At 54.2% G+C, this 24,368-nt stretch carries 19 protein-coding genes and 1 pseudogene; 15 read left to right on the top strand and 5 right to left on the bottom strand.

Translation table 11 applies throughout. The features are described from left to right. Positions 1 to 362: 362 nt before the first annotated feature. Entirely contained in the window at positions 363 to 914 is a 552-nt protein-coding gene (locus tag MIH18_RS06145; protein WP_249014163.1) for a hemerythrin domain-containing protein, read from the top strand. A 43-nt stretch (positions 915 to 957) separates the two neighbouring features. Here the strand turns inward: MIH18_RS06145 and MIH18_RS06140 are convergent, their stop codons facing one another. Both MIH18_RS06140 and MIH18_RS06135 read right to left on the bottom strand, forming a co-directional pair. Further along, positions 958 to 1,980, bottom strand: a complete 1,023-nt coding sequence (locus MIH18_RS06140; protein WP_249014162.1) for a DUF4236 domain-containing protein — start codon at positions 1,978 to 1,980, stop codon at positions 958 to 960. Between the two features lie 8 nt (positions 1,981 to 1,988). Next, positions 1,989 to 2,774 carry a 5'-nucleotidase gene (locus MIH18_RS06135; protein ID WP_249014161.1) on the bottom strand — a complete coding sequence of 262 codons (786 nt, stop codon included), beginning with the start codon at positions 2,772 to 2,774 and terminating at the stop codon, positions 1,989 to 1,991. A 299-nt stretch (positions 2,775 to 3,073) separates the two neighbouring features. Here MIH18_RS06135 and MIH18_RS06130 point away from each other — a divergent pair, with 299 nt between their 5' ends. From MIH18_RS06130 to tenA, 4 genes are all read left to right on the top strand, one after another. Beyond that, entirely contained in the window at positions 3,074 to 3,811 is a 738-nt protein-coding gene (locus tag MIH18_RS06130; protein WP_249014160.1) for a metallophosphoesterase, read from the top strand. Positions 3,812 to 4,142: 331 nt separating this feature from the next. Next, positions 4,143 to 7,274 (top strand): DUF3427 domain-containing protein, encoded by a 3,132-nt coding sequence (locus MIH18_RS06125; protein WP_349293805.1) that lies wholly within the window; start codon positions 4,143 to 4,145, stop codon positions 7,272 to 7,274. After that, the gene (locus tag MIH18_RS06120; RefSeq protein WP_249008109.1) at positions 7,271 to 7,930 is read left to right on the top strand and encodes a class I SAM-dependent methyltransferase; all 660 of its coding nucleotides are present in this window, start codon (positions 7,271 to 7,273) and stop codon (positions 7,928 to 7,930) included. The genes MIH18_RS06125 and MIH18_RS06120 overlap by 4 nt, the downstream gene beginning before the upstream one ends. Positions 7,931 to 7,951: 21 nt before the next feature. Then, entirely contained in the window at positions 7,952 to 8,620 is a 669-nt protein-coding gene (tenA, locus tag MIH18_RS06115; protein WP_249014158.1) for a thiaminase II, read from the top strand. Positions 8,621 to 8,655: 35 nt separating this feature from the next. Here tenA and MIH18_RS06110 read toward each other — a convergent pair whose 3' ends face one another. Further along, positions 8,656 to 10,242: a DUF4139 domain-containing protein gene (locus MIH18_RS06110; RefSeq protein WP_249008111.1), complete on the bottom strand. Its 1,587-nt coding sequence runs from the start codon at positions 10,240 to 10,242 to the stop codon at positions 8,656 to 8,658. A gap of 91 nt (positions 10,243 to 10,333) precedes the next feature. Here MIH18_RS06110 and MIH18_RS06105 point away from each other — a divergent pair, with 91 nt between their 5' ends. Next, positions 10,334 to 12,208 carry a Na/Pi symporter gene (locus tag MIH18_RS06105; RefSeq protein WP_249014157.1) on the top strand — a complete coding sequence of 625 codons (1,875 nt, stop codon included), beginning with the start codon at positions 10,334 to 10,336 and terminating at the stop codon, positions 12,206 to 12,208. Positions 12,209 to 12,372: 164 nt separating this feature from the next. Then, positions 12,373 to 13,095: a glutamine amidotransferase gene (locus MIH18_RS06100; protein ID WP_249014156.1), complete on the top strand. Its 723-nt coding sequence runs from the start codon at positions 12,373 to 12,375 to the stop codon at positions 13,093 to 13,095. 86 nt (positions 13,096 to 13,181) lie between these two features. Here the strand turns inward: MIH18_RS06100 and MIH18_RS06095 are convergent, their stop codons facing one another. Further along, positions 13,182 to 13,880, bottom strand: a complete 699-nt coding sequence (locus MIH18_RS06095) for a GntR family transcriptional regulator (RefSeq protein WP_249014155.1) — start codon at positions 13,878 to 13,880, stop codon at positions 13,182 to 13,184. A 121-nt stretch (positions 13,881 to 14,001) separates the two neighbouring features. Between MIH18_RS06095 and MIH18_RS06090 the strand changes: the two genes are divergently transcribed. From MIH18_RS06090 to MIH18_RS06065, 6 genes are all read left to right on the top strand, one after another. Further along, positions 14,002 to 15,351, top strand: coding sequence for a glutamine synthetase family protein (locus MIH18_RS06090; protein WP_249008115.1), 1,350 nt, complete (start codon positions 14,002 to 14,004; stop codon positions 15,349 to 15,351). Continuing rightward, entirely contained in the window at positions 15,351 to 16,661 is a 1,311-nt protein-coding gene (locus MIH18_RS06085) for an FAD-binding oxidoreductase (RefSeq protein WP_249014154.1), read from the top strand. Before MIH18_RS06090 ends, MIH18_RS06085 begins: the two co-directional genes overlap by 1 nt. Positions 16,662 to 16,704: 43 nt before the next feature. Next, a complete protein-coding gene (locus tag MIH18_RS06080) occupies positions 16,705 to 17,787 on the top strand; it encodes a polyamine ABC transporter substrate-binding protein (protein ID WP_249008117.1) in 1,083 nt (360 codons plus the stop codon). A gap of 81 nt (positions 17,788 to 17,868) precedes the next feature. Beyond that, positions 17,869 to 19,008, top strand: coding sequence for a polyamine ABC transporter ATP-binding protein (gene potA / locus MIH18_RS06075; RefSeq protein WP_249008118.1), 1,140 nt, complete (start codon positions 17,869 to 17,871; stop codon positions 19,006 to 19,008). Continuing rightward, a complete protein-coding gene (locus MIH18_RS06070; RefSeq protein ID WP_249008119.1) occupies positions 19,005 to 19,937 on the top strand; it encodes an ABC transporter permease subunit in 933 nt (310 codons plus the stop codon). The genes potA and MIH18_RS06070 overlap by 4 nt, the downstream gene beginning before the upstream one ends. Continuing rightward, the gene (locus tag MIH18_RS06065) at positions 19,934 to 20,743 is read left to right on the top strand and encodes an ABC transporter permease subunit (protein WP_249014153.1); all 810 of its coding nucleotides are present in this window, start codon (positions 19,934 to 19,936) and stop codon (positions 20,741 to 20,743) included. Before MIH18_RS06070 ends, MIH18_RS06065 begins: the two co-directional genes overlap by 4 nt. Before the next feature lie 49 nt (positions 20,744 to 20,792). On the opposite strand, the gene MIH18_RS06060 is transcribed toward MIH18_RS06065, so the two are convergent. Continuing rightward, entirely contained in the window at positions 20,793 to 21,953 is a 1,161-nt protein-coding gene (locus tag MIH18_RS06060) for an iron-containing alcohol dehydrogenase (protein WP_249014152.1), read from the bottom strand. Between the two features lie 164 nt (positions 21,954 to 22,117). Between MIH18_RS06060 and MIH18_RS24025 the strand changes: the two are divergent. Together MIH18_RS24025 and MIH18_RS06055 are read left to right on the top strand one after the other, a co-directional pair. After that, positions 22,118 to 22,275, top strand: a pseudogene (locus tag MIH18_RS24025) (carboxylate--amine ligase); the annotation flags it as partial. Positions 22,276 to 22,331: 56 nt separating this feature from the next. After that, positions 22,332 to 24,350: a hypothetical protein gene (locus MIH18_RS06055; RefSeq protein ID WP_249014151.1), complete on the top strand. Its 2,019-nt coding sequence runs from the start codon at positions 22,332 to 22,334 to the stop codon at positions 24,348 to 24,350. Positions 24,351 to 24,368: the final 18 nt, after the last annotated feature.

Raw genomic sequence — 24,368 nt, 5'->3', positions numbered from 1 at the left:
GTGATAGAGGCTTGAACGAATTTTTCTGTGTTTTCTAACGGCACTGTAATACTCACTTCCTGCTTGATGCTGCCTGCTTTTTGAGCTGCCAATTCTATCAGGAAAGTGGTTTGGTTGGCTTACTGGGTTGTGCCAAATACTCAAAAATCGTTCCCCAATAAGCACCTTGTTCAGCAGCAAAGAAAAAGTTCAGATTTACGCCGCCCGCTGGCTCTGGTATTACAATAACTAACAATCCAATATGGATCCCGAAAGAATTACTCCTGAACAGGAACTGGCCACGGTGGCCTGATGTCTATTTTTGAATCTTACCCGCCAATAATGGGGGATAGCCGCTATGCACCAGAAGAGGAGACTTTATCATGGCCAGTCTTAATCAATTGCGTCGCGATCACGCCAACATGGCTCGGTTGCTGCACGTACTCTTGATCAGGCACAAAAACCTGACGCAGGGCGAGCGCCCAGACTTTCATCTGATACGTGAGGTTGTGGACTACATCCTCGAATACATGGAAGGCTTCATCATGCCTTTAGAGCGTCTGTACAGCGAACACCTGCTGGCCAAGGCGCCAGAAGCCGAGGCATTAAGCCGTCGAATGGGCGAGGATTACCAAGCTTTGCGTAAGCGCCTGAACCTGCTTTCCGAGACGCTCGATATGATCCTTATGGATCACGTGGTGCCCATGGATCGCTTTATTGACGACCTCAAAACCTATCTTGATGCACATAACGCGTACTTAAAGGTCGAGCGTGAGAAGCTCTTTCCATTCCTTCGTGAACATCTGACAGCGGCAGAGCAGAAGGACTTACTTAAGATGTTACCAGACGGCACACAAGCCAGCCTGTCGCAGCTCCGAGAGGATCATCCAGAGCTTTATGCGGAGTTCAAGGCGGCGCCTTCGCCATTCGCATGAGCACAGTAAAAGCCGGCGCCCTTTGGCGCTGACGTTGATCACATCACCAAGGCTTGATAGCAGTGAAAATGCCGGTTTTTGTCATATCTCGCCGCAACTCGAAGGCTGCCAAAGCGGCAACCGGATCCACAGCTTGCAGATTACCAAAGTGAATACGGGCCCAAGCGTTACGGTGCACTTTCACGCTGTAGATATACCTGTCTTCGGTTTGGCCAGTGTCGGCCCTGACTACCTGCGTAAAGGCTGACAGAATCACTTCCTCAACAGACGGCGCGCACGCAAAACACTCACCAACCAACCGAATACCCATGCCATGCACGTGAGCCATGTAGAGTTTTCGGGAGGCCGTGTCAGAAAGCTCTTTTACCGAAACGCCAATACCCCGCTCAGTAGCTCGGGCAAATTCACGTTGCTCAAGCGCTAACTTTTCTTGAGTCCACTGCTCGTGCTGGTTTTGGTAAAGCTGGCCTTTGCGTTCATTTGAGCCTGCAAAGGCTCTGCGCCGGGCAGGGCAAAGGTAGGCTAGCCAATCCAGTGTCCGTAACGCCGGCGCTTCTGGCTCGGGCGCGTCAAAAGGCTCGGCCACCAGTGTGGGGAAATGATCAGGCGCCGGAGTGTCCCAGTGAATGCTGCTGATTGTTGCCATTATTCGGTTATGGATGTTCACCTGCTGCTGCAGCGTGTCTTCCAGATGTTGCCGGGCGTGTGTTTTTGCAACCTCAAGCGCTGCATCGCCAAGATGGTTACCATCGGCATCCAGAATGGCAATGTCGCCCTTTTTTGTATTCAGCTGTATGTGTGCAATCTCCTCCGCCTCGGCTGGGGCCGCAAGCGATGGCGCTGCGGAGCCGGTACTTCTAGCTTCGTCACCGGCTTTATTCAGCTTAAGAAGCCTTTTTCGATAAGACATCCCGGAACCGGGAATGCCCACATTGCCATAAAGCCCGTTCCGCCCCAAAGTAACATTGGCACCACGCACACCGGCAGAAACGCTGACCCCCCGCTTGCCAAGATTGATGCGAACTCCCGGGAAAATTGAGACTGTTCTACGAAATCGAAATGCCATTTGGGGCCTTATTTTGACTGTGTAATTGCATGAACATTCGCGACCCCAAACGGAATATGAACCATCGGAATATCTCCCGCATCGGATTGCAAGTGCGATCGTTGGTCATCAAAAAACATGTGGGGCTTTAGCACCTTCAGAATCCGATCTTTTTTCATTCCACCCAAGAAGAAAACCTCGTTGGCATCCACGCCCCAGTGTTCCAAGGTTGTGATCACGCGTTCATGGGAGGGCGCATTGCGGGCGGTCACGATGGCGATCCTCAATACCCGTTTCGAAGCGTCATCCGCAATTACTCCATCAAAATCAAACGCTATGCGCAGTTCTGGATCACCTTCATCATCCACCACTTTGCTGGGTAAAACCGTGCCAGCCGGGTGGCCGTAGTCTATCGCCTGCGACACATCGCTGGCATTGGCCGATAGAAACAGCGAGGCATTGAACGCTGGAATGTAGGCATAGGGCGATTTGCCCTCCAGAAAGGCTGCGCGGCTAATGTCCAGGCCGTGGTGGCGAATAGAATGAAATACCCGCTTGCCGGTAATGACCGAGTTTCGCGAAAGCAAGACCACTTCCACCGGGCACTGCGCTGGAAATTTCTGGTTCACACTCAAAAAACGTTTTACAAACGGAAAGGCAACGCCTTTTCGCAACGGCTTAGTTAAATGAGCCTCCTGATACTTCCGGTAGGCTTTTTCACCTTGTTCGCGAAACACACGGTCGGAATTGGACAAATCAAACAGGGCGCTGGACGCCACCGCAATAACGAGTTTTTGTTCGATGGGGTAGGACATCGGCAGGGCGTTCCTTTTTTTGGCAGGTATCCGGACCCAGATTTCTACGGCTTAAGATTATAGCCATACTGTGCAAATATCAGTGCGATTTAACCTACCCGGCTCGGCAACTGGCCGTAACCGATAGGCGTCACCGCTCGCTCTTTGACGATTGTTCCTCAGAACACTATTCAGTCACGCTCAGTGTATGGTTTGGGAACATGCCTATGAAACTGACGGCAAGCTTGGCATCTGGTGCGACATCAATCAGTATTGGTCTTTCGTGAAGCCCGGAATTAACGGACAAAGATGATGCTTCAATGTATGACCTGATTGGGAATATTCACGGTTATGCCAGCGAGTTGAAAGCCCTGTTGGCAAAAATGGACTACCAGGTAATCGACGGCATCTGGCAGCATCCCGAACGCAAAGTGATCTTCCTGGGTGACTTTGTCGACCGCGTCCCCGTTCAGATAGAAACCGTGCACATTGCCCGCACTATGGTCGAAAGCGGAAACGCTTTGGCGGTAATGGGTAACCACGAGTACGACGCAGTTGCCTGGGCTACGCCCGACCCACAAAACCCCGAACAATACCTGCGCCGCCGCACCGATAAAAACTGGAACCAGCACAAAGCCTTTCTGGAGCAGGTGGGCGAGGGCAGTGAACTGCACAACAGCATGATCGAATGGTTTAAAACTCTGCCCGTTTACCTTGATCTGCCTGAGCTACGCGCCGTTCACGCCTGCTGGCACCCAAAGTACGTGAGCATGATCGATCAGTTTACCGATGACGATAATCGGCTATTGGCGCATGCCTCGGAAGCCAGCGGCCGCAAAGGCAGCGAAGCTTACGACAGCATAGAACACCTGCTGAAAGGCCTCGAGTTCGCCCTACCTGACGGACGCCATTTCTTTTACAAAATCCGCGATGCAAGCGAAAACAAAGAGAAGCGCATCGAGGTGCGAGCGAAATGGTGGCTAACTGACTGTTTTACGCTGCGCGAGTTGGCGATAGTGCCCGATTCGGAAATTGAAAAGATACCCATGACTTGGTAAATAAAACCCGCTTCCCAAGCTTCGACAGCGAAAAGCCCGTATTTGTGGGGCACTATTGGCTTAGGGGTGAGCCTGCGCCGCTGACGGAGCACATTGCTTGTTTGGATTACAGCGTGGCTGGTGGGGAAGGTGGGAAGTTGTGTGGGTATTGGTTTGGGGGCACGCTTGAAAAAAGAGAATTTTGTTTTTTGAGGCCCGGCGAACCATCTTGGGAGTTAAGAGATACCATCAACAACTAAAACATCGCCACCGGGCTGAGCGCGACTAATTCTTGCAGTCACGATGGATAACCCCAAAGCGCTTTTGGCGTCATCAACAGGGAATGCAATTGATACAGCAAACCGGAATCTATGAACAGCTAATCACAAAGCTCATCCAAAGCCGCTTGAATCGTGAAAAGTTCTACGTTGGAGAGCGACAGTTAAATAGCGCAGAGGCCTCTGTGTGGCTGTCACGCTTTCTGTCTAATGTCCTTGAATTTGCCATTGACTCGGTACCCTCGGGCGATGACAGGTTGCAGGCGCAAATCGAGCTTTCCAACCAGTTATTGGTGTGGCTGAAAGGGCAGATTCAGGACAATGGTTTTTTGGAAGAGAACCTCCTTGATAGCCAGGGGAAGATTCTGACCGCTCTGTATGAATTGGAAAACCCGGTTGCTTCGAACCTCAAGCAATACGTCGAAGATATTTTTCCTCTCACCGGGCTAACCCAGAGTGAGCTGTTCTCGGGTAGCAACGCAGGCCTATCGCTGGAATCCGAACTTAAGCGCGAGATACTGTCAGCAGACAGAATTTACTGGCTGGTATCGTTTATTAAGTGGGCTGGGATTCGTATTTTCAGAAAAGAGCTGGAAGCGTTCGCAGCCAGTGGCCGTGAGCTGAAAATCATCACCACCTCTTACATGGGAGCAACGGATGCAAAAGCCGTTGAGTATCTGGCGAGCCTGCCAAACACTGAAGTGAAGCTGAGCTACAACACCGAACGTGAAAGGTTACACGCCAAAAGCTACTTGTTCCTCCGGAGTACAGGCTTTCATACCGGTTACATTGGTTCATCAAACTTATCCCGTTCAGCGCTTACTAATGGCCTTGAGTGGAACCTGAAGATCACGTCTCAGGAAATTCCGCACATCATCAAAAAATCTCTCAGCACCTTCGAAACTTACTGGGCGTCGGACGAATTTGAGCGATTTGATGGGCAGGCTGAGAGTGCCGAAAAGCTCAAGCGCGCACTGAAACAGCAAAAAGGACTGGGTGAACTCAGCGTATCCCATTTTTTCGAGATCACGCCGTTTCCACATCAGAAGGATATCTTGGAGCAGCTGTCTGTTGAAAGAGACGTACACCAGCGTTTTCGAAACCTCGTGGTGGCGGCCACAGGTACCGGAAAGACGCTGATCTCGGCGTTTGATTTCCAGCGATTTGTGAAAGCAAAACCGAATGCGAATTTTCTGTTTGTGGCCCACCGGGAAGAAATCCTGCGACAGGCCCGTGAAGCTTACCGGGGTGTATTGAGAAACAGCGCCTTCGGAGAGCTCTGGGTTGGCGGGCAGTTGCCCGATCATTACCGCCAGTTGTTCGTATCCATTCAAACTTTAAACAACCAGTTGGACCAGCTGAAACTGACTGAGGATTACTACGACTACATTGTGATCGATGAGGTGCACCATATCGCCGCATCAAGTTACCGCGTGGCCCTGGAACACTTTACACCTTCGATACTTTTAGGGCTGACCGCGACACCGGAGCGGCATGACGGTGACGATATTCTGTGCGATTTTGGGGGTGTCATAGCGGCTGAGCTGCGGTTGCCGGAGGCGATCAACCGTCGTCATCTTTGCCCTTTTCAGTACTTTGGAATTGATGACGATACCGACCTTCGCACGATTCCATGGAGCCGGGGGCGCTACGATGTGGCGCAGCTCACCAACCTGTACACCCACAATCACAGTCGTGTGAACAAAATACTGCACAGTTTGCGGGAAATCGTAACAGACATAACAAGTATGAAAGCCTTGGCCTTCTGTGTGAGCCGTGACCACGCAAACTTCATGGTTCAGCAGTGCCTGCTGAATGGCATCATGGCTGATGTGCTGACCAGCGACAACAGCCATGAGCGGCAGCAAAAGCAGCAAGCCATCCGCTCAGGGCAGATCAACGTGTTGTGTGTGGTCGATATCTTCAACGAAGGTATCGACATTCCGGAAGTGGACACCCTGTTATTCCTGCGCCCAACGGAAAGTTTGACCATTTTCTTGCAGCAGCTTGGCCGCGGTCTTCGCCTTTCTGAGGGCAAAGAGTGCTGTACGGTTCTGGATTTCGTGGGTAACTCCCGGCCTGAGTATGATTTTGCTAATAAATTCAGGGCGCTGGTGGGTAAGTCTGAGCGTTCTATCACTGAGGAATTGAGACAAGGTTTTCCTCATGCGCCATTGGGTTGTCGGATTGAGCTGACTAAGAAGACACAAGAAATGGTGCTAAGCAACATACGCCAAGCCACTCTGACCATGAAACGTTTGGTGTCTCTGATTCGCCAGTTCCCCCAGCACTCAACTCAGACACTAACCCTGAAGAATTTTATAACGCACCATCCTCACATCGACTTGAATGAGCTTTATAAGCGCGGTAGCTGGTCCGAGCTGGTTAGCAAAGCCAAAGGCGAGGAAGTTGCTGATGACTCGCCGTTCAAACTGGCGAAAAAAGGAATCTATAGCCGAATTTTGACATGCGACGATCATCAGTACTTGCTGTTCTTGAAAATGTTGTGTCGGGCTGGCTTTAGCTGGGACGAGGCCGATCGTCGTCGAGTGCTTATGTGCCATTATGATTTCTGGCAAAAAACTGGGCCAGAGCTGGAGTTTGAGTCGCTGGCACATAGCCTTGTTGAACTCAGCAAGTTGGGGCTAGATCGGGAGCTAGTTGACGTTCTCGATTGGAAATTGGCGCAGACGAAGCATGAGCAACCAGCTATGCCTGAATTGCCGGAAGTGCCACTGCGTTTACACGCGCGCTATTCCCGGGAGCAAATTCTGGTTGGGTTTGGTGCGACAACATTCGAGAAACAGCCGCCGTCCAGAGAGGGCGTTTTCGTGATTCAAAACCAGAATATCGAGCTTTTATTTGTCACCTTAGATAAAAACGAAAAACAATTTTCCCCGACCACCATGTATCACGACTACGCCATCAATGAGCGTCTATTTCACTGGCAGTCACAAAACAGCGCGCGGCCAGACCGAGGGCGAGGGCGGGGCTATATTCACCATAGTAACATCGACAAGCGGCTCTTTCTGTTTGTGAGAGAACAGGCGAAAGATGAATACGGTCGCACGATGGGTTTTGTGAATTACGGTGAGCTTGGTTACGTGTCCCACACCGGCTCACAGCCCATGAGTATCACTTGGAAACTCCGCACGCCGATGCCAAACTTTATGTGGCAACAGGCGGCAAAGCTGGCGGTGGCATGACGTACGCTCCCCGCAATAAGAATGCCCAAAAGTTCTTCACTCAATACCAGTCCCTGATTTTTGATCAGGTACACCGCGACTGGTTGCCCCAGCTGGAGGGCATAACCGGCCTCGCGCTGGACGTCGGCGCCGGCAGCGGTCGAGATGCTTTGGCTCTGGCAGATCGCGGTTGGGATGTGGTCGCGGTGGAGCCCGCGGCTGGTTTACGGGAGCTTGGCCAGAGTGCCACCAAAGACAAAAGCATTCAGTGGATAGACGATCAGTTGCCAGACCTTAATCAGGTTCGAAAGCTGAGTTATCGCTTTAACCTGAATCTGGTCTCTGCGGTTTGGATGCATATCCCGCCAACGGTCCGTGAACGTGCGTTTCGAATTCTGGCTGAGTTGTTAGCGCCGGGAGGAATGCTGGTGGTTACGCTTCGGCACGGCTCTGGCGATGGTGAGCGTGTTTTTTACGATGTTAGCCGGGAAGAGCTGGAGGCATTTGCCAAGCATCGGGCGCTGATTCCGGTTGCGCTGCCAGCAGGGCGCAATGATGACCAACTGAAGCGCCCCGAGGTTTCCTGGGAAACACTGGCGTTTCGGTCACGGTGTAGTGCTACAGCCTCCGAGCGACAGCAAACTGCACGACGAGCTGACTGCTGGCGGCTCGTATAGGCAAATTAAACAGGAAACAAAATGCCCTACCAATTTGAAGATCTAAAAAACAGCTGCCATGACGAATGGCGCGCCTACATCAAACACAGCTTTGTGCAGCAGCTGGGCGATGCATCGCTTGCGCCAGAGGCCTTTCAGCATTACCTGAAGCAGGATTATCTTTTTCTGATTCAGTTCGCCCGTGCCTATGGCCTGGCGGTATACAAAAGCCCAACTTTGTCTGACCTTAAACAGGCGAAAGAAGGGTTGAAAGCGATTGTAGACATCGAGCTGGATTTACACATCCGCTACTGCAAGAAGTGGGGCATTTCAGAGCAGGAACTGGCTGACCTGCCGGAAGCCCGGGCGACCCTGGCTTACACTCGTTATGTACTTGATACCGGCAACCGCGGTGATCTGTTGGATCTGCACGTGGCGCTTTCGCCCTGCATGGTGGGTTACGGTGAAATCGCCAACTGGCTGAACAGCCGGGCAGAAACCCTTCGGGGCGATAGCAATCCATACGATGCCTGGATTGCCATGTACGAAAGCGCCGGGTTCCAGCAGGCCATGGATTCAGAGATACGCTGGCTGAACGAGCGGTTGGCCGAAGTCTCCCCCGCCAGGTTTGATCAGCTTACGCGAATATTCAGTGACGCTACCCGCCTTGAAATCGACTTTTGGCAGATGGGGTTGGTGCAGAGTGATTGACCAGAACCCAGGGTAGTCGTCAGCCATTTTCCGGTTTATAAATCGGGCAGTTGTTTGCCCTCTGGTACGCGTACTTCAAATCCGGATTGCACGCTGACTGTTTCGCCAGCCGGTACAGTGCGGTTCCACGCCAATACGCCTTTTTTGTCGTCCACGTTGCGTTCCACTGGCTCGCTGATTTGCAGCGGCTTTACGGTAAGGATGTCGATTTGCGATACGGGCATGCGGTCAAAAATCCGTAGGTTCACGGCTTCATTGTGATGGTTGGTGATTTCAAAGCGGTTTTGCCGGCGTTGTACCTGTTCGCTTTTCCAGATGCCTTCTTCGCCGGTACGCTCAATTTCGTTGACGACGGCAACCCGTATGGCTTCATCCACGCCGAAGCCTAGGCGCAGTTCTTCGCCGCTGGTCATTTCAGGCAGGTAGGTGCTGCCTACACTTTGGCCATCGCGGAACAGCTGCACGGGGCCGGCGGGTATGGGGGCGTCAGCGGTGAATATCCCCGTGGCGTGTATATAGCCTGTTGGGTCATACGCCGGTGCTGTCCATACCGCTGTTTCGACCGCTAATGTGTGCTCGGCTACGGTGAGGCGCTGGCCGTTGCCGCCGTTTGGAATGCTGACAGGCTGCGCCAAACGGTAGCTTTGGGTAAAGGTGCTTTGGCGTTCTACGCTGGCGCCGAAGTCTGCCTGAACCTCGGCCATGGCGCTGCTGTCGAGCATGGGAGCGGCGGATTTCATCTGGCGCACCAGAAAATCAGGCTGTGCCGGGCTAACCACCCAGGAATCCAGGGGCGGCATGTTGGTTCCACGCCGGGCATTGGCGGTTGAGAGTTGCAACTCGACGTTGCTCCAGTCATCACCGGTGGTCTGCTGTACAACGGCCAGATGTTGCAGCGTCAATTCGCCGTTGTTTTGGTCGCTGCTTTTTTGGCCTGCTACTTGGGAGCTTAGTTGGGCATTGTATTCGCTGCGCCAGCGCGCTTCGTTGGTTTGGAATTCCAGTGTGATGGTCAGGTCGCCACCGGCAGGGGCGCGGTAGTGAATCTGTGCTGTTTTGCTGGCCCGGGCGTTTTGCTGCGCTTGTGACAGTTCCCGTTCCAGGCGATCTTTCAGGGCTATGTCGTCACGCATTTTGGTGCGTATGCCGCGAATTTCTGCCAGTGCTGCCAATGTTGTCTGCTTCAAGGCGGCAGCCATGTCGCTCAATTCGGTGGCCGACAGTTCGTGCGGGTTCTCGGCGGCTTTGGTCATCAGGGTGACTTGCTGGTTCCAGGCTTGAATCGCGTCTTCTTGCGCCTGAAGTTGTTCTTGCACTTGGGTCAGCTCGTTACGCAACCGCTGGGTTTGTTCCGATATGTACCCGGCTTGCTCAATGCGGCCAATCTCAATCTGTTGAATTTGCGCACCGGCGACTCCGCCCAGAGATACGCGCACACTTTGGTCCTGCAGGCTGACGGGCAAGCGGTTAATGGTAATAACGCCATTTCCCTGCATCACCGTTTGGGTTTCTTGCCAGGTTAGGTCGCCATGGGAGGGGTAGAGGGTGGCTTGGGTGATGTCAGCAGCAACTGAAAGTGGCACTGCTGCTATAGCGAGAACAAACAGATTCTTTTTGATCATTTGGGTGCCTCGGGTGAATGGCTGGTTGAGTTGGGTGCGCGCCAAGCTAATATAACAGTAGTAACAATCTCATCTGGGAGCCGGGTTTGCCATGCCCAAAATGAAGCTACTGGTTTTGCCGCTATTGGCGCTGGTTATTTTGTCGGTGAGTTTCTGGTACAGCGACGGTTGGCTAAAGCTTTGTGCGGGCCTGGCTCTGTTCTTATTCGGCATGCAATGTCTGGAAGAAGGCTTGAAAGATTTAGCCGGTGGTCGCCTTGAGCAGCTGATGGAGCAGAGCACGGCTACGCGATTCAAGGGGCTGATGTTTGGTGTGGGCGGCACTATGATTCTGCAGTCCACTACCTTGATGTCGTTGCTGACCATTGCTTTTATCAGTACCGGGCTGATTCATTTGGCCGGCGGTATTTCTATTTTGCTGGGTATTAATCTGGGCACCAGTGGTGGTATTTGGCTGCTGGCGGCGGCGGGTCAGGATTTCAGTTTGAGCCCGCTTGCGTTGCCGCTTTTGGTGTTTGGCGTGTTGGCGGGCTTTAGCAGCCCTAAGGGCAAAGCGGCAGGGCGAATTGTTCTGGGCATTGCTTTTATTTTTCTGGGTATTGACCAGATTAAAAACGGGTTTGGCGAATTCGGCAGTTTTCTGGATTTGGCCGGGCAGGTGGATAAAACCTTTGTTTTCCAGTTGTATTTTGTGGCAGCAGGCCTGGTTTTAACCGCTGTTTTGCAGTCCAGTCATGCCACTTTAATGCTAGTGTTGGCGGCGCTGGCGGCGGGGCAAATTGAGCTCTGGCAGGGCATGGCGATCGCCATTGGTGGCAACGTTGGCAGCAGTGTAACCACCGCTATTGTGGGTTGGCTGGGCGGTAATCGCAGCGGCCAGCGGCTGGCTCTGGTGCACGTGTTGTTCAACGTGATTGCCGGCGGTGTTACGTTGCTGCTGCTGGAACCGCTGCGCTGGCTGTCCGAAAATCTGATGTGGCTGTTAGGGGCAGGCGACAACACCCTGCTGCAGCTGGCTATGTTCCAGACTCTGTTTAACGTTATTGGTGTGTTGCTGTTCTGGCCCTTTCAGGCCCAACTGGAAAAAGGCTTGCGGCGTTTTTTGCCAGACCGCAAGGAGCCGGCGGTGTTGATTCCCAATTCGCAAACCGGCCCGCGTGCGACGGCGGAGCAGCGGGAATTGCCGGAAAGCCATGCTCGCTACCTGGACGAAGCGGCGCTGGCGTCAGTGGATACCGCGTCGCGGGCGGTGGTGCAGGAGTTGCAGCACCTGGGCCGTTTGAGCCTAGAGGTGATTTGTCACGCCCTGTACCAGCCCATCGAGCAGCTGATTGGCCGCGAGGTAGACGACGCCAAGCTCAATGCGCGGCCCGCAGACAACGAGGGTCTAGACACCGAAGAGCTTTACCAGCGCCATATAAAGGTGGTGTATTCCGAGCTGCTGGGTTTTATGAGCCGGCTGGATGCACCCAAGGATGATGGGCACCATCAATTCTGGATGACCTGCCATATGGTGGCGCTGCAGTTGGTGGACGCGGTAAAAGACGCCAAAGCGTTGCAGAAGAACCTGGGGCGTTACCTGCGTGATGAGCCTTCAGTGGCCCAGGAGCATTATCTGGAGCTGCGACGCCATCTTTTATGGGTGCTGCGCCAGGTGCGTGAGGTGAGTGTGCGGGCGCTGCCGGATGACGTGCGCCTTAATCGCCTGAACTGGATAGACAGCCAGGCAGAAAAATTTGATGACGACTTCCGCCACCACATTTTCAGCGATGTGCGCGGTGCGCGACTGAACAACCGCCAAGCCAGCTCGTTGATGCATGACTTGGGGTACGCCATCCGCATTACGCATAATTTCCGTAATGTGCTGCAGTTAGGTCTGGCCGACGGCGATGAGCTGCTTCGCGAAGTGGGCCACTTGGGCGGCGAAGGTGACGATCAGCCGTTGATTCGCGTCGGTTGGCCCTGACGCCCGGGCCTTTTGCGATAAAGGCGCCTTTTGAGAGCCAGGGCGGCTATGATACCCCACACGTATTATCTACCTTGAGCACAACTGCCTGACAGCGCATTGGTTCCAGCGGAAATCTCCGCGGTTCTGGTGATCAGCAGGCTCTGCATTACCGGAGAACCCTGATGAGTTTAAAGATTGGTATTCTGGCCGCCGGCATCACGCCGGACGCACTGCTGACCGAATTCGGTTCTTACGCCGACATGGTTAAGCGCATGTTCACACAGGGCGGTCATAGTTTTGACTATGCCACTTTTGACGTGCGCGATGACCACTTTCCCGCGTCGGCCACCGAGTGTGACGCCTGGCTGGTAACCGGTTCAAAGGCTAACGTGTATCAGGACCTTCCCTGGATGCGGCGCCTGAAATCTTTGATTCTTGAAGTTTATGACGCAGATTTACCGATGATCGGTATCTGCTTCGGCCATCAGATAATCGCCGAGGCGTTTGGCGGCTCCGTTGGCAAGTATTCCCAGGGTTGGGGGGTGGGGCTGCACCGTTACGAGTTAACCCCCGATGCCAAGGGGTTCGACCCCGGAATGGATGGGTTTACGCTCAGTGCAATGCATCAGGACCAGGTGTTGGTTAAACCTGAGAAAGCCACTGTTCTGGCCCAGTCCGAATTCTGCCCATTCGCGGCTTTGCAGTACGACAACCGGATTTTGTCAGTGCAGGCACATCCAGAGTTTGATGTGGGCTTTGAAACGCGGCTGGTGCACCATTTGCGCGGTCAGTCAGTACCTGAATCGAATGCGGATAAGGCTCTTGAGCAGTTGACCGCGCCGGCTGCCTCTACCGATTCGGTGGCGGTTGCAGATCGGATGGCTGCCTTTTTGCTACGAACCTAAATTTTCTGGCCAAAGCGCCACTTCTGAATCAATTGTGGCCATAAACGACCTGTGCCCGACGGCGCGTCAGGTCGGATATTCTTCCCTCATGCGGCGTCTATCAGGGCCAGAAGGTTTCGGCCTGACTTCAGTACGCCGTCTTTGATGTCATTGGTAATAGCATCTATCAGGGCGGTTGCGTCGCGAGTCGTCAGGGCGGTAAGAATCTCTTTGTGACGATCAATCTCGTAATATTCGGTAACTCGTGTGAGGACCTGGCGCTGGAAGGGGCCAAGCTGCAACCAGATGCTTTCAATGATGGGCATTGAGGTTTGGGCAGGGTTAACTGTGTAAAGAGTGCGATGGAAGGCCTGGTTCAGCAGCGTCAGTTGATCGAGATCTCTGTCAAAAATGAGTTCGTCCATCCTGTCATCCAGTGCCGTCAGCTTTTCGATGATGAAATCTGACATGTAGGGCAGCGCGCGCTGGGCTGTGTGGACCTCAACCGCAATGCGGAGTGCGACCAGTTCTTCAAAGCGGTTGGGGGTCATTAAAGGCACCGCCATGCGCCGGTTATCTTTGATCTGTATGGCATGTTGCGAGCTGAGCCGCCGCACAGCCTCGCGGATCGGGGTCGGGCTGAGATTCAGTCGTTCGGCTAACCCGCGTATTGTCAGTGACGTGCCGGGCTCGATCGCCCCCAGCATGATTGCGTTGCGGAGGCGCTCATAGGCATATTCTTGTGTCGTCGTTCCGGATATTGCCGGAATATCAGGGATGTTGAGTTCGCCGTTGCTGGTCATCATGCCGTCCTGGAGTGTGTTGGTCTGGACTATATTACCTAAAAAGGTTGACACAATTAAAGGAATGATATAAATATTAACACAATGATATCACAATTCAAAAAACGGTATCGAAAGGTGACCCATGTCTGATAATAAAGCCGAAGCCTGGCTAGAACAGCATCCAGAAATTGATTCTATTTTTGCCTGCGTTTGTGATCTGAACGGCACGATGCGAGGCAAGCGCGTTCCGGTTGATCAGTTGTCCAAGGTGATAAAAGGCGGGCTACGGATGCCGTTGTCGATTGTCGGCATGGACATCTGGGGCGAGGATGTCGAAAACAGTGAGCTGGTTTTCGAGACGGGTGACTCCGATGGCTTGTGCGATTTTACTGGCCGTCAATTGATGCCGGTCACCTGGACCAGTCGCCCGACGGCCCTGGCGATGCTGTGGATGCGGCAAGAAGATGGCGAACCGTTTCCGGGCGACCCGCGCAGGGCTCTGGCGCGCGTGGCCGAGCAATACAAGGAGCGCGGACTGACGCCTGTGGTGGCGACCGAGCTGGAATTCTATCTGGTTGATCCCTCAGAAGATTATCCGCAGGCGCCGCGATCCCCGGTCACCGGCAAACGTCTGGAATCCGACGGCGCGATGTCGCTGGACGAATTGCAGCATTTCGATGAATTTCTGAACGACGTTTACGATGCTTGCGAATTGCAGGGCATTCCTGCAGATGCTGCGATCTCGGAAAACGGGGCGGGCCAGTTCGAGATCAACATGCGCCACGTTGCGGACCCTCTGCGCGCCGCCGACGATGCCGTGCTGTTCAAGCGGCTCGTGCGCGGCATTGCCCGCAAGCACGGGCTTGCAGCTACCTTCATGGCAAAACCTTATGGCGACCTGTCTGGTAGCGGTTTTCACACGCATTTTTCATTGATCGATGAAAACGGGATAAACGTATTCGACAACGGCGGCGAAGAAGGCACGCCACTGTTGTTGAACGCGGTGGCCGGCCTGTTGGCCACGATGCAGCAAAACACGCTGACATTTGCGCCGCACGAAAACTCCTATCGCCGTCTTCTGCCTGGCGCTCACGCGCCGACAAGCGTCTCTTGGGGCTATGAGAACCGAACCGCGGCCATCCGTATTCCCGGCGGTGAGTCAATAGCGCGGCGGATAGAGCATCGCGTTGCTGGCGCCGATGCCAACCCCTATCTGGTGCTGACCAGCATTCTGGGCGGGGCGCTGCTTGGCATCGAGAACGACATGCGGCCGGCGGCACCCATTACCGGGAACGCGTATTCAATGAACCTCGACAATCTGCCGCTGGACTGGGCAACCGCCATTGACGCCTTTCGCAAGGGTGCCGATGTGCCGACCATCTTCTCTAAACGGCTGCAAACCATGTTGGTCGAGTGCAAGACGCAGGAATTGCGTAAATTTGCCCGCTACGTGACCAAGTTTGAATATGACAGTTACCTGGAGATCGTGTGATGAACTCGCAGAATTACTCCTATGCCGGCGACGGCAGCCACACCTCAAGCTATTACGCCGCCTCGGCTAATGTCGCGCCGGAGCGGCCGGAACTGACCGGTGATCATCAAATAGATGTCTGCATCGTCGGCGCCGGATACACCGGGCTCTCGACGGGGCTTTATCTTGCAGAAAAAGGCTACAAGGTCGCCATTATTGAGGGTGCGCGGGTTGGATGGGGCGCCTCGGGGCGCAATGGGGGGCAGATCGTCAACGGGCTGAACGCCAGTCTGCAAACGATCAAGAAGCGCTACGGGCAAGACACGGCCACATTCGTTGCCGGTCTGGTGCAGGAAGGTGGTGAGATTATCCGCGAGCGGATCAGCACCTACGACATCAAATGCGATCTGAAAGAAAAGAACATCTTTACGGGTTTGACCAGCGCTCATATGGGCGAGCTGGAACAACGGATGAAGCTTTGGGCGAGCTATGGCCTCAAGAATCAGGAGATGCTGGACAAGAACCAACTGCGCGAGCATGTGAATTCCGACCTCTACGTGGGCGGGCTGATCGATTATTCGGGCGGTCATATGCACCCGTTGAATCTGGCCTTGGGCGAGGCAGCGGCATTTGAGCAGAACGGTGGCATCATCTATGAGATGTCGCCGGTGATTGAGGTTGATCACGCGGCGGCTCAGCCAGTCGTCAAAACGGCCAAAGGCACGATGACCTGCAAGACGCTGGTTCTGTGCGGTAATGCTTACCTTGGCCACGTGGTGCCAGCGCTTACGTCGCGAGTGATGCCGGTGTCAACGCAGGTGATGGCAACCGAGCCTTTGGGCGAGGCGCGTGCGCGGGAATTGATACCGACGGATGCCTGCGTCGAGGATATCCGCTACATCCTCGATTACTATCGTTTGTCCGGCGATAACCGCATGTTGTTCGGTGGCGGCACGGTTTACGGTGGCGCAGATCCCAGTGACATCAAAGCCAAGTTGCAGCGCAACATGGACAAGGTGTTCCCACAGCTTAAGGGGGTTAAGATCGACTACGCGTGGAGCGGTAATTTCGCCCTCTCGTTCAGCCGCGTCCCCCAGATGGGCCGCATCGGCGGGAACACCTATTTCGCCCACGGCTACAGCGGCCATGGCGTTACCGGGTCGCACACCTTCGGGCGCATCCTGGCCGAGGCAATCCACGGCGACCTGACCCGGTTCGACGTGTTTGCCAAGGTGCCTTGGTATCCGTTCCCCGGCGGGCGCATGTTCCGCGTTCCCTATTCGGTGATAGGTTCCTGGTGGTACGGGGTACGCGACAAAATCGGCATCTGACACGGTAAAAAAGTAAATAATAAAAAATACTCAGGAGAACATCATGATAAAAAAAACACTGATCTGTAGCGCGCTGGCACTGGTCACTGGCGCAGCCTGTGCCGAGGGTGAACTGAACGTATATCACTGGTCTGATTATGTGGCTCCCGACACGATTGAAAATTTCGAGGCGAGAACCGGCATCACGATTAATTACGACGTGTTCGACAGCAACGAAGTGCTGGAAGCCAAGATGCTGACGGGCTCCAGCGGCTACGATGTGGTGGTGCCGTCTATCGAGTTTCTTGCTCGCCAGGCGAAGGCTGGCCTGTACGCGAAGATCGACAAAGACAAACTGAAAAACTACGGCAATCTTGACCCCGATATTCTCAAAATCATTGAGGTCAATGACCCGGGCAACACTTATGGCGTTCCCTACATGATGTTCTCCGTAGGGATCGGCTACAACGTCGATATGATCAAAGAACGCATTGGCGCCGATAAGATCGGCAGCTGGGACATGATGTTCGACCCGGACACCGTCGCAAAACTGGCCGATTGCGGCGTTGTGGTGATGGATTCCCCGACCGAAGTTATGTCGTCGGCGCTGAATTACCTGGGACTCGATCCGCACTCCGAAGATAAAGCCGATCTGGAGAAGGGCAGCGAACTGATGATGGGCGTTCGCCCTCACATCCGCTACTTCCATTCGTCGCAGTATATTAACGATCTGGCCAACGGTGATATCTGCGTGACCATCGGCTATTCCGGCGACATTCTGCAAGCCCGTGACCGTGCCGCCGAGGCAGGGCAGGGAATTAATGTTGCTTACACGATTCCGAGAGAGGGCGCAGTGATCGGTTTCGACATGCTGGCAATCCCGGACGATGCACCCAATCCCGAAAACGCATTAAAATTTATTGACTATATCCTCGAACCAAAAGTTGCCGCAGACATTACCAACTATGTCTACTTCGGAAATCCGAATACCGCTGCGACGGAATTTGTGAACTCAGACGTGGCTAATGATCCTGGCATTTACCCCCCTCAGGACATTAAGAAGAAGATGTTCGTTTCCAAGCCGCACACGGCGCGCTATGACCGAACGCTGACCCGCGCCTGGACCACCATCAAGACTGGCATGTAAGCCTGTTCACTGCTGCGCGGATCCGATCCGCGCGGCAGTTGTTTTCCAGAATCGTTTCTTTTGGGGAAATGGGGAGTAATCATGTCCGAAGCCAATGCAGTTGCAGGCCTAAAACCCTGGACCGATCCAAACGCGGTGCCTTTTTTACAAATTAAAAATGTGACCAAGAAATTCGGTGAGTTCACGTCCGTTAATAACGTGTCGCTGGAAATCTACAAGGGTGAGATTTTCTGCCTTCTGGGTGGATCGGGTTGCGGCAAGTCCACTTTGTTGCGGATGCTGTCGGGGTTTGAGGACCTTACCTCCGGCCAGATCATCATCGACGGTCAGGACCAGGCCGGCATCCCGCCTTATAAACGACCCACCAACATGATGTTTCAGTCCTACGCGTTGTTTCCGCACATGACCGTGGAAAAGAACATCGCATACGGGCTGAAACGAGACGGCTTGCCCAGGGCAGAGATTGCCACTCGCGTGACAGACATGCTGTCGCTGGTGCAGATGGATGCTTTTGCCGCCCGTAAGCCACATCAACTGTCCGGCGGCCAACGCCAGCGGGTTGCGCTCGCGCGCGCGCTGGTGAAAAAACCCAAGCTGCTGCTGCTGGACGAACCGATGGGTGCGCTGGACAAGAAACTTCGCGAAGAGACCCAATTTGAACTGATCAAGATTCAGGAAAGTCTGGGCGTGACCTTTGTTGTTGTCACTCACGATCAGCAAGAGGCGATGACGTTGTCCAGCCGGATCGGTGTTATGACCGCAGGCAAGATCGTCCAGGTTGGGACCCCTCGCGAGATATACGAGTATCCGCAGAACCGATTCGTTGCAGATTTTATTGGTTCGGTGAATATCTTTGAGGGCCGTATTGCCGAAGACGGCGAGAGCCACGTTGTTGTGGCCTGTCCCGAAGCCGGTTTGGGAATTTACGTACCCCACAGCATCAGCGGTGTTATTGGCCAAAAGGTCGCCGTTGCGGTGCGACCGGAAAAAATGCAGATCAGCAAAGATGATCTGGGTGACTTGCGCAACAAGCTAAGCGGTATCATCGATGAAATTGCCTATCTGGGCGATTCGTCGGTTTACCAGATACGCCTGAACAGCGGTAAACGCGTGCGCGTTAACCAATCGAACCTTTTTCGGTCTGAAGAGAGTTCGCTGAATTACGGTGACCGGGTGAACCTGGGCTGGGCTGGCAACGCCGGGATCGTGGTGACGTCATGAATAGCCTGCCGCTGGGATCGAAGATCGGGGCGCTTCTGGGCCGGCTGGGGCTCAAGGGACGAATTTTGGTTATTGCCATCCCGACCGTTTGGCTTCTGGTTTTTTTTCTGATTCCATTCCTGGTAGTCGCGAAAATTTCGTTTTCTGAGGCCGCAATTGCCCGGCCGCCCTATCTGCCGATCGTGGAGTGGATTGACGGGTTTTTCAGGGTTAATCTGAACTTCAATAACTATCTGTTTCTATTGGAAGACCCTCTTTACCTTGCGGCTTATCTGGGGTCGGTCAAGATTGCCGGCGTCGCGACACTCATTGCCCTGTTGATCGGGTATCCGATGGCCTACCTGATTGCGCGCTCGCCTCCGGATCAGCGCAACCTGCTGTTGATGCTGGTTGTACTGCCCTTCTGGACGTCGTTTCTATTGAGGGTTTACGCGTGGATCGGGTTTCTCAAAGGCAATGGGGTTATCAACAATCTGCTGATGAGTGTTGGCATTATCGACGAGCCGCTAGTGATGTTACAGACCGATTTTGCTGTCTATGTTGGCATCGTTTATACCTATCTGCCGTTCATGATCCTGCCGCTTTACGCCAATTTAGTGAAACTGGACGAAGCTTATCTTGAGGCATCTTCCGATTTGGGCGCGCTCCCGGTCACTACGTTCCTGACCGTCACCGTGCCGCTGTCGCTGAGCGGGATTATCGCGGGCTGCATGCTGGTGTTCATTCCCGCCGTCGGCGAGTTTGTTATCCCGGCGCTTCTTGGCGGGCCGGATACGCTGATGATCGGTCAGGTGTTGTGGAACGAGTTTTTCTCTAACCGGGATTGGCCCGTTGCCTCATCGGTGGCCATTGTGATGCTGTTTGTTCTGGTGATTCCCATTATGTTGCTGCGCTGGGCGCAGTCAGCCAGCGAAGGAGAAACCCGATGAAACGTAAGTCACGGTCTCTCATGATCTTCGGCGTTCTGGGTTTCGTGTTCCTTTACGCTCCCATCCTGTCACTGGTGATTTTCAGCTTTAACGAAAGCCGGCTGGTGACCGTTTGGGGCGGATTTTCGACCAAATGGTATGGCGAGCTGTTCCGAGATCCGCAAATTCTGGATGCGGCCTGGGTCAGCCTGCGTGTTGCCCTGGCCAGCGCGACTCTGTCTGTGGTGATTGGTACGGTGGCCTCTTTCGTGTTGGTCCGGTTCCGGCGCTTTCGCAGCAAGACGCTGCTGAGCATGATGATTACTGCGCCACTGGTTATGCCCGAAGTTATTATCGGGCTGGCGTTGCTGCTGATGTTCGTTGCGATGGAGAGCGTTCTTGGCTGGCCTGGCGAACGTGGGATTATGACGATTATTATCGCGCACTCGACCTTTGGCGCAGCCTATGCGGCTGTGATTATACAGTCGCGGCTGGTGGATATGGATCTGTCGATCGAAGAGGCAGCGCTGGACCTTGGAGCGCACCCGGTGCGAGTGTTCTTTGATGTAACACTGCCGGTGATTGCTCCGGCGCTGATGTCAGGCTGGCTGCTGGCCTTTACCCTCAGCCTGGACGATCTGGTGGTTGCCAGTTTTGTTTCCGGCCCAGGCGCTTCGACCCTGCCGATGGTGATTTTCTCTAAAGTCCGTCTGGGAGTAAGCCCGGATGTGAACGCGCTGGCGGCGATCATTATTGGCGTGGCCTCGATAGGAATTATCATTGCGGCTCTGCAGGTGAACCGTAGCAAGAATATGGCCCAGAGTTGAGACGCAATGAAAATCGATATCTGATCAAAAACCCGAAGGTTTTTACCGTTTAACGAAGTGACCGCTGCAATACGCGGCGGCACATATCGGGTGTTACGTCGCCGTTTTCACCCAATTTGGTCATGCCGTTTTTCTTCAGGCTATCGATGAGCTCATCAATGTGTTCTTCGCCCAGCTGGTAATCAACCAGGTGGGTTTTTACGCCCATGGACTCGAAGAAGGCCTGGGTTTTGTCGATAGCGGCGTCGGCTTTTTGTTCCGCGCTGCCCTCAGTAATGTTCCAGACCCGTTCGGCGTATTGCACCAGTTTGTCCTGCTTCGCTGCTTTGCGTTCCCTCAGCATGGATGGCAACACAATGGCCAGGGTTTGAGCGTGGTCCAGATTATGCAGTGCGGTGAGTTCGTGGCCCAGCATGTGTGTGGCCCAGTCTTGCGGCACACCGCTGCCAATCAATCCATTCAGAGCCAGGGTGGCGGTCCACATCAGGCTGGCGCGTACCTGGTAGTTTTCAGGTTCGGCCAGGCATTGGGGACCAATCTCGACCAGCGTTTGCAGCAAGCCTTCGGAAAAACGATCTTGCACCGGCGCCTGGGCGGGGTAGGTCAAATATTGTTCCATCACGTGTACAAAGGCATCAACCACACCGTTGGCGACCTGCCGCGGCGGCAGAGTGAAGGTTTTTGTCGGGTCTAGAATCGAGAACTTCGGGAACACGTGCTGGCTGTGAAATGGCAGCTTTGTTTTCAGAGACTTGCGGGTAACCACTGCGCCTTTGTTCATTTCCGAACCGGTGGCTGGCAGGGTCAGCACCGCGCCAAACGGCAAGGCTTTATCTACGTTGTTGCCGTCTTGCAGCAAGATGTCCCACTCATCGCCTTCAAACAGCGCGGCAGCTGCAACAAATTTTGTGCCGTCAATAACGGATCCGCCACCTACCGCAAGCAGAAAATCAATCTTTTCATCGCGCACTCGGGTAACCGCACGCATCAGGGTTTCGAAGCTGGGGTTGGGCTCAATGCCTGAAAATTCGTGAATGTCGCGCTCGCCCAGGGCTGCGGTCACCTCGCCCAGAGTTCCGGTGCTGCGTGCGCTTTCGCCGCCAAAAAGAATCATCACGCGGGCGTTTCTAGGAACCAGAGCGTCTAGCTCGGCAATTTTTCCGTCACCGAAAACGATGCGGGTGGGATTGTGAAAATCAAAATTGTGCATGGATAATCTCCTTTGTGGGAGCCAGTATACGACCGGTCTACTGGAAGGCATCAATGCTTTTGCTGTTTTTTCGTGATGTTTTTGTGAGGCTTCAGCGAATGATTTACGGTTTTCATGCATCGGCGGAGGGATATAGAGATCGCGTGGGCCGCGCCTGACCCCTCAAAGTATTTGAGCTTTTGTAGGCTGCTTACGGGTTTAATGTGTATTAGGGCTTTATACTGTTGCCTGATTCAAAAACCACCGAAGAATCAACGACCCTATTTTTCCGAATGAAGTGGTGGATGCAAAAGGCTATGCCGGCTGCTTTGGTGTTTACCCCATCGACCGTTTCACGATGCATCACCGGGCCGGTAGTACGGCCCTGAGGAACTGGCTTTGAACGATTATCAATTGGGCAGTACGGTTGTGACTGTGAGTCTCGACAAACTGGTTGCCAAGCTGGACGATGCTATTCGGGCGCTGGAACAAAGCGAATCTTTGGCGAAGTTCGGCAAATTGCCCAGGGTATTTGGTAGCGCCCGCCGGGTGTTGCTTCAGCCGGGTGGCTGTGAGGCCGTCGAGGCGCGAATTCAGCGCATTGAACAGGCAGGCGTTTTTGAGGGCACGGATTGGGCCGAACCCGGTCTTTTGGTGCCGGCCTTGACCACTTATTCGCTGCAAAGCAAAAACGCCGATACGGTTGTGATTGAGGCGCTCAGTGAATTGCGATTGCTGGCGGTGGTGCGCGAATTCTATTTGCACCCGTCGGTGTCTGCCGATCAGGCCAGGCACTATCTGATTCAGGTGTTGGCGATTAATCTTGGCCTTCTGTTTGGGATGACCGGCGAAGCCGAACGCGAGCAGGGTGAGCTGTCGTTAATCAGCGAAGCCGTGGTGCAATATGTAGCCCAGAATATCGGCTACGAGCATGTGATTGAAAATCTGATTGAGGAAATCTGGCGCATCTTGCAGCAGCGGCCCATCCGCGTGTCGGGTGTTCGCAAGATGATCACCCAGATTGCCATTTGTCGCGCAGACCCGAATGTGGATTTGGGTGCAGCCGGCGGCGGTGCTGAACGTTTGATTAGTAGCCTGTATGGCCCCACGCGGGCGTGCAGTGAAGACCCGGGAATAGTGGTTTACGAACAGCGCCTGCAGGCGATGGACGCGCAAAATCTGCAAAATGAAGCCACCGGCTTTGCCCGCTCTATGCACGATACGGGTCTTGTGTCGCCGTATCACGCCAGCTTTGTACGCTTTATTATGGATGAAGGTCAGGATGCGCTGCTGAGCGCGGCTTTGGGGCTTTCCAGTACCGGCCGCGACTGTTTGTTGTGTTACCGGGAATTGGTGCACACGCTGATTGCCGAAGGCATCTTCGCTGAGACCGCCCAGGGCCTTTATGGCTTGGCGTTGCTATTGGAGCGTGGAATTCTTTACCAGCCGCCGGTTGCGCCTGCGCTCTGGCGACAGGCCAAGCTATCGCTAAGCCCCGAGGCCCGTGAACGACTGCAGCTGGCCTATGGCTATCAGCCCCAGGCCAATGCCTGGTTGATTCAGGGTGTGTTGAACATGCTGGGCCAGCCTTTGGGCGTGGGCCAGGGTAACAACCCGACTTGCCAGTCGGCGCGGGCATTGTCTATGTGGGCCTATAACGACCCGGATTATCTATTGCAGATGGTGACCTGGGCCGCGCGGGATAACGAAATTGTTATGCACTTTGAAGGTGTGCCGGTGTCGTCGGCGCGCAGTGCCGCCGGGCTTGCCGCCGAGCTAACGTTTGATCTGGACCCGGTGTCGCTGGTGGTGGTGCCCCATCTGGATCGCATCTACGTGGAAATGGGGCGCTTGTGCATTGGCCGCGAGGGCGACCCTCATCGCTGGGTGAACCCTGAGTTCCACGGCTGGTCTGCCGGCCGTGGCTTTGCCATTAACGTAGATGTAGCCACCGGAAATCTGGACAAACTGGACGAGTTTTTACGGCATTTTTACGCCAGTTATCACCCCTATTACAACGGCAATCAGCCGTTGATTCACCCCCAGCCAGCAGGTATAGCGGTAACCGACAGAGCCGGGCGCTTTATTGGCTGGCACGCCATCACCATTTTACGCGTGGCGTTGGACCCGGAAGCCCACATGCGTGCGTATTTCTACAACCCCAATAACGATAGCGGGCAAGACTGGGGCAACGGCGTGCTGGTGAGCACATCCGGGCAGGGTGAACGTTTTGGTGAAGCTTCGTTGCCGTTCGAGGAGTTTGCGTCGCGGCTGTATATCTTCCACTTCGACCCTCTGGAGCGGGGCGCATTAGCGGATGTAAACCAGGAAGAACTTCAGCGAGTGATTGAACGGATTCATGGCAGTTGGGGCGCTAGCCGTTTACCGGCGGCATTGCAGGCCCAACCACCGGTTTAACATGAGCCCTGCGCTGGC

The organism is Marinobacter sp. M3C (assembly GCF_023311895.1).
Classification (GTDB): domain Bacteria; phylum Pseudomonadota; class Gammaproteobacteria; order Pseudomonadales; family Oleiphilaceae; genus Marinobacter.
This window is presented reverse-complemented; position numbering and strand designations above follow the sequence as displayed.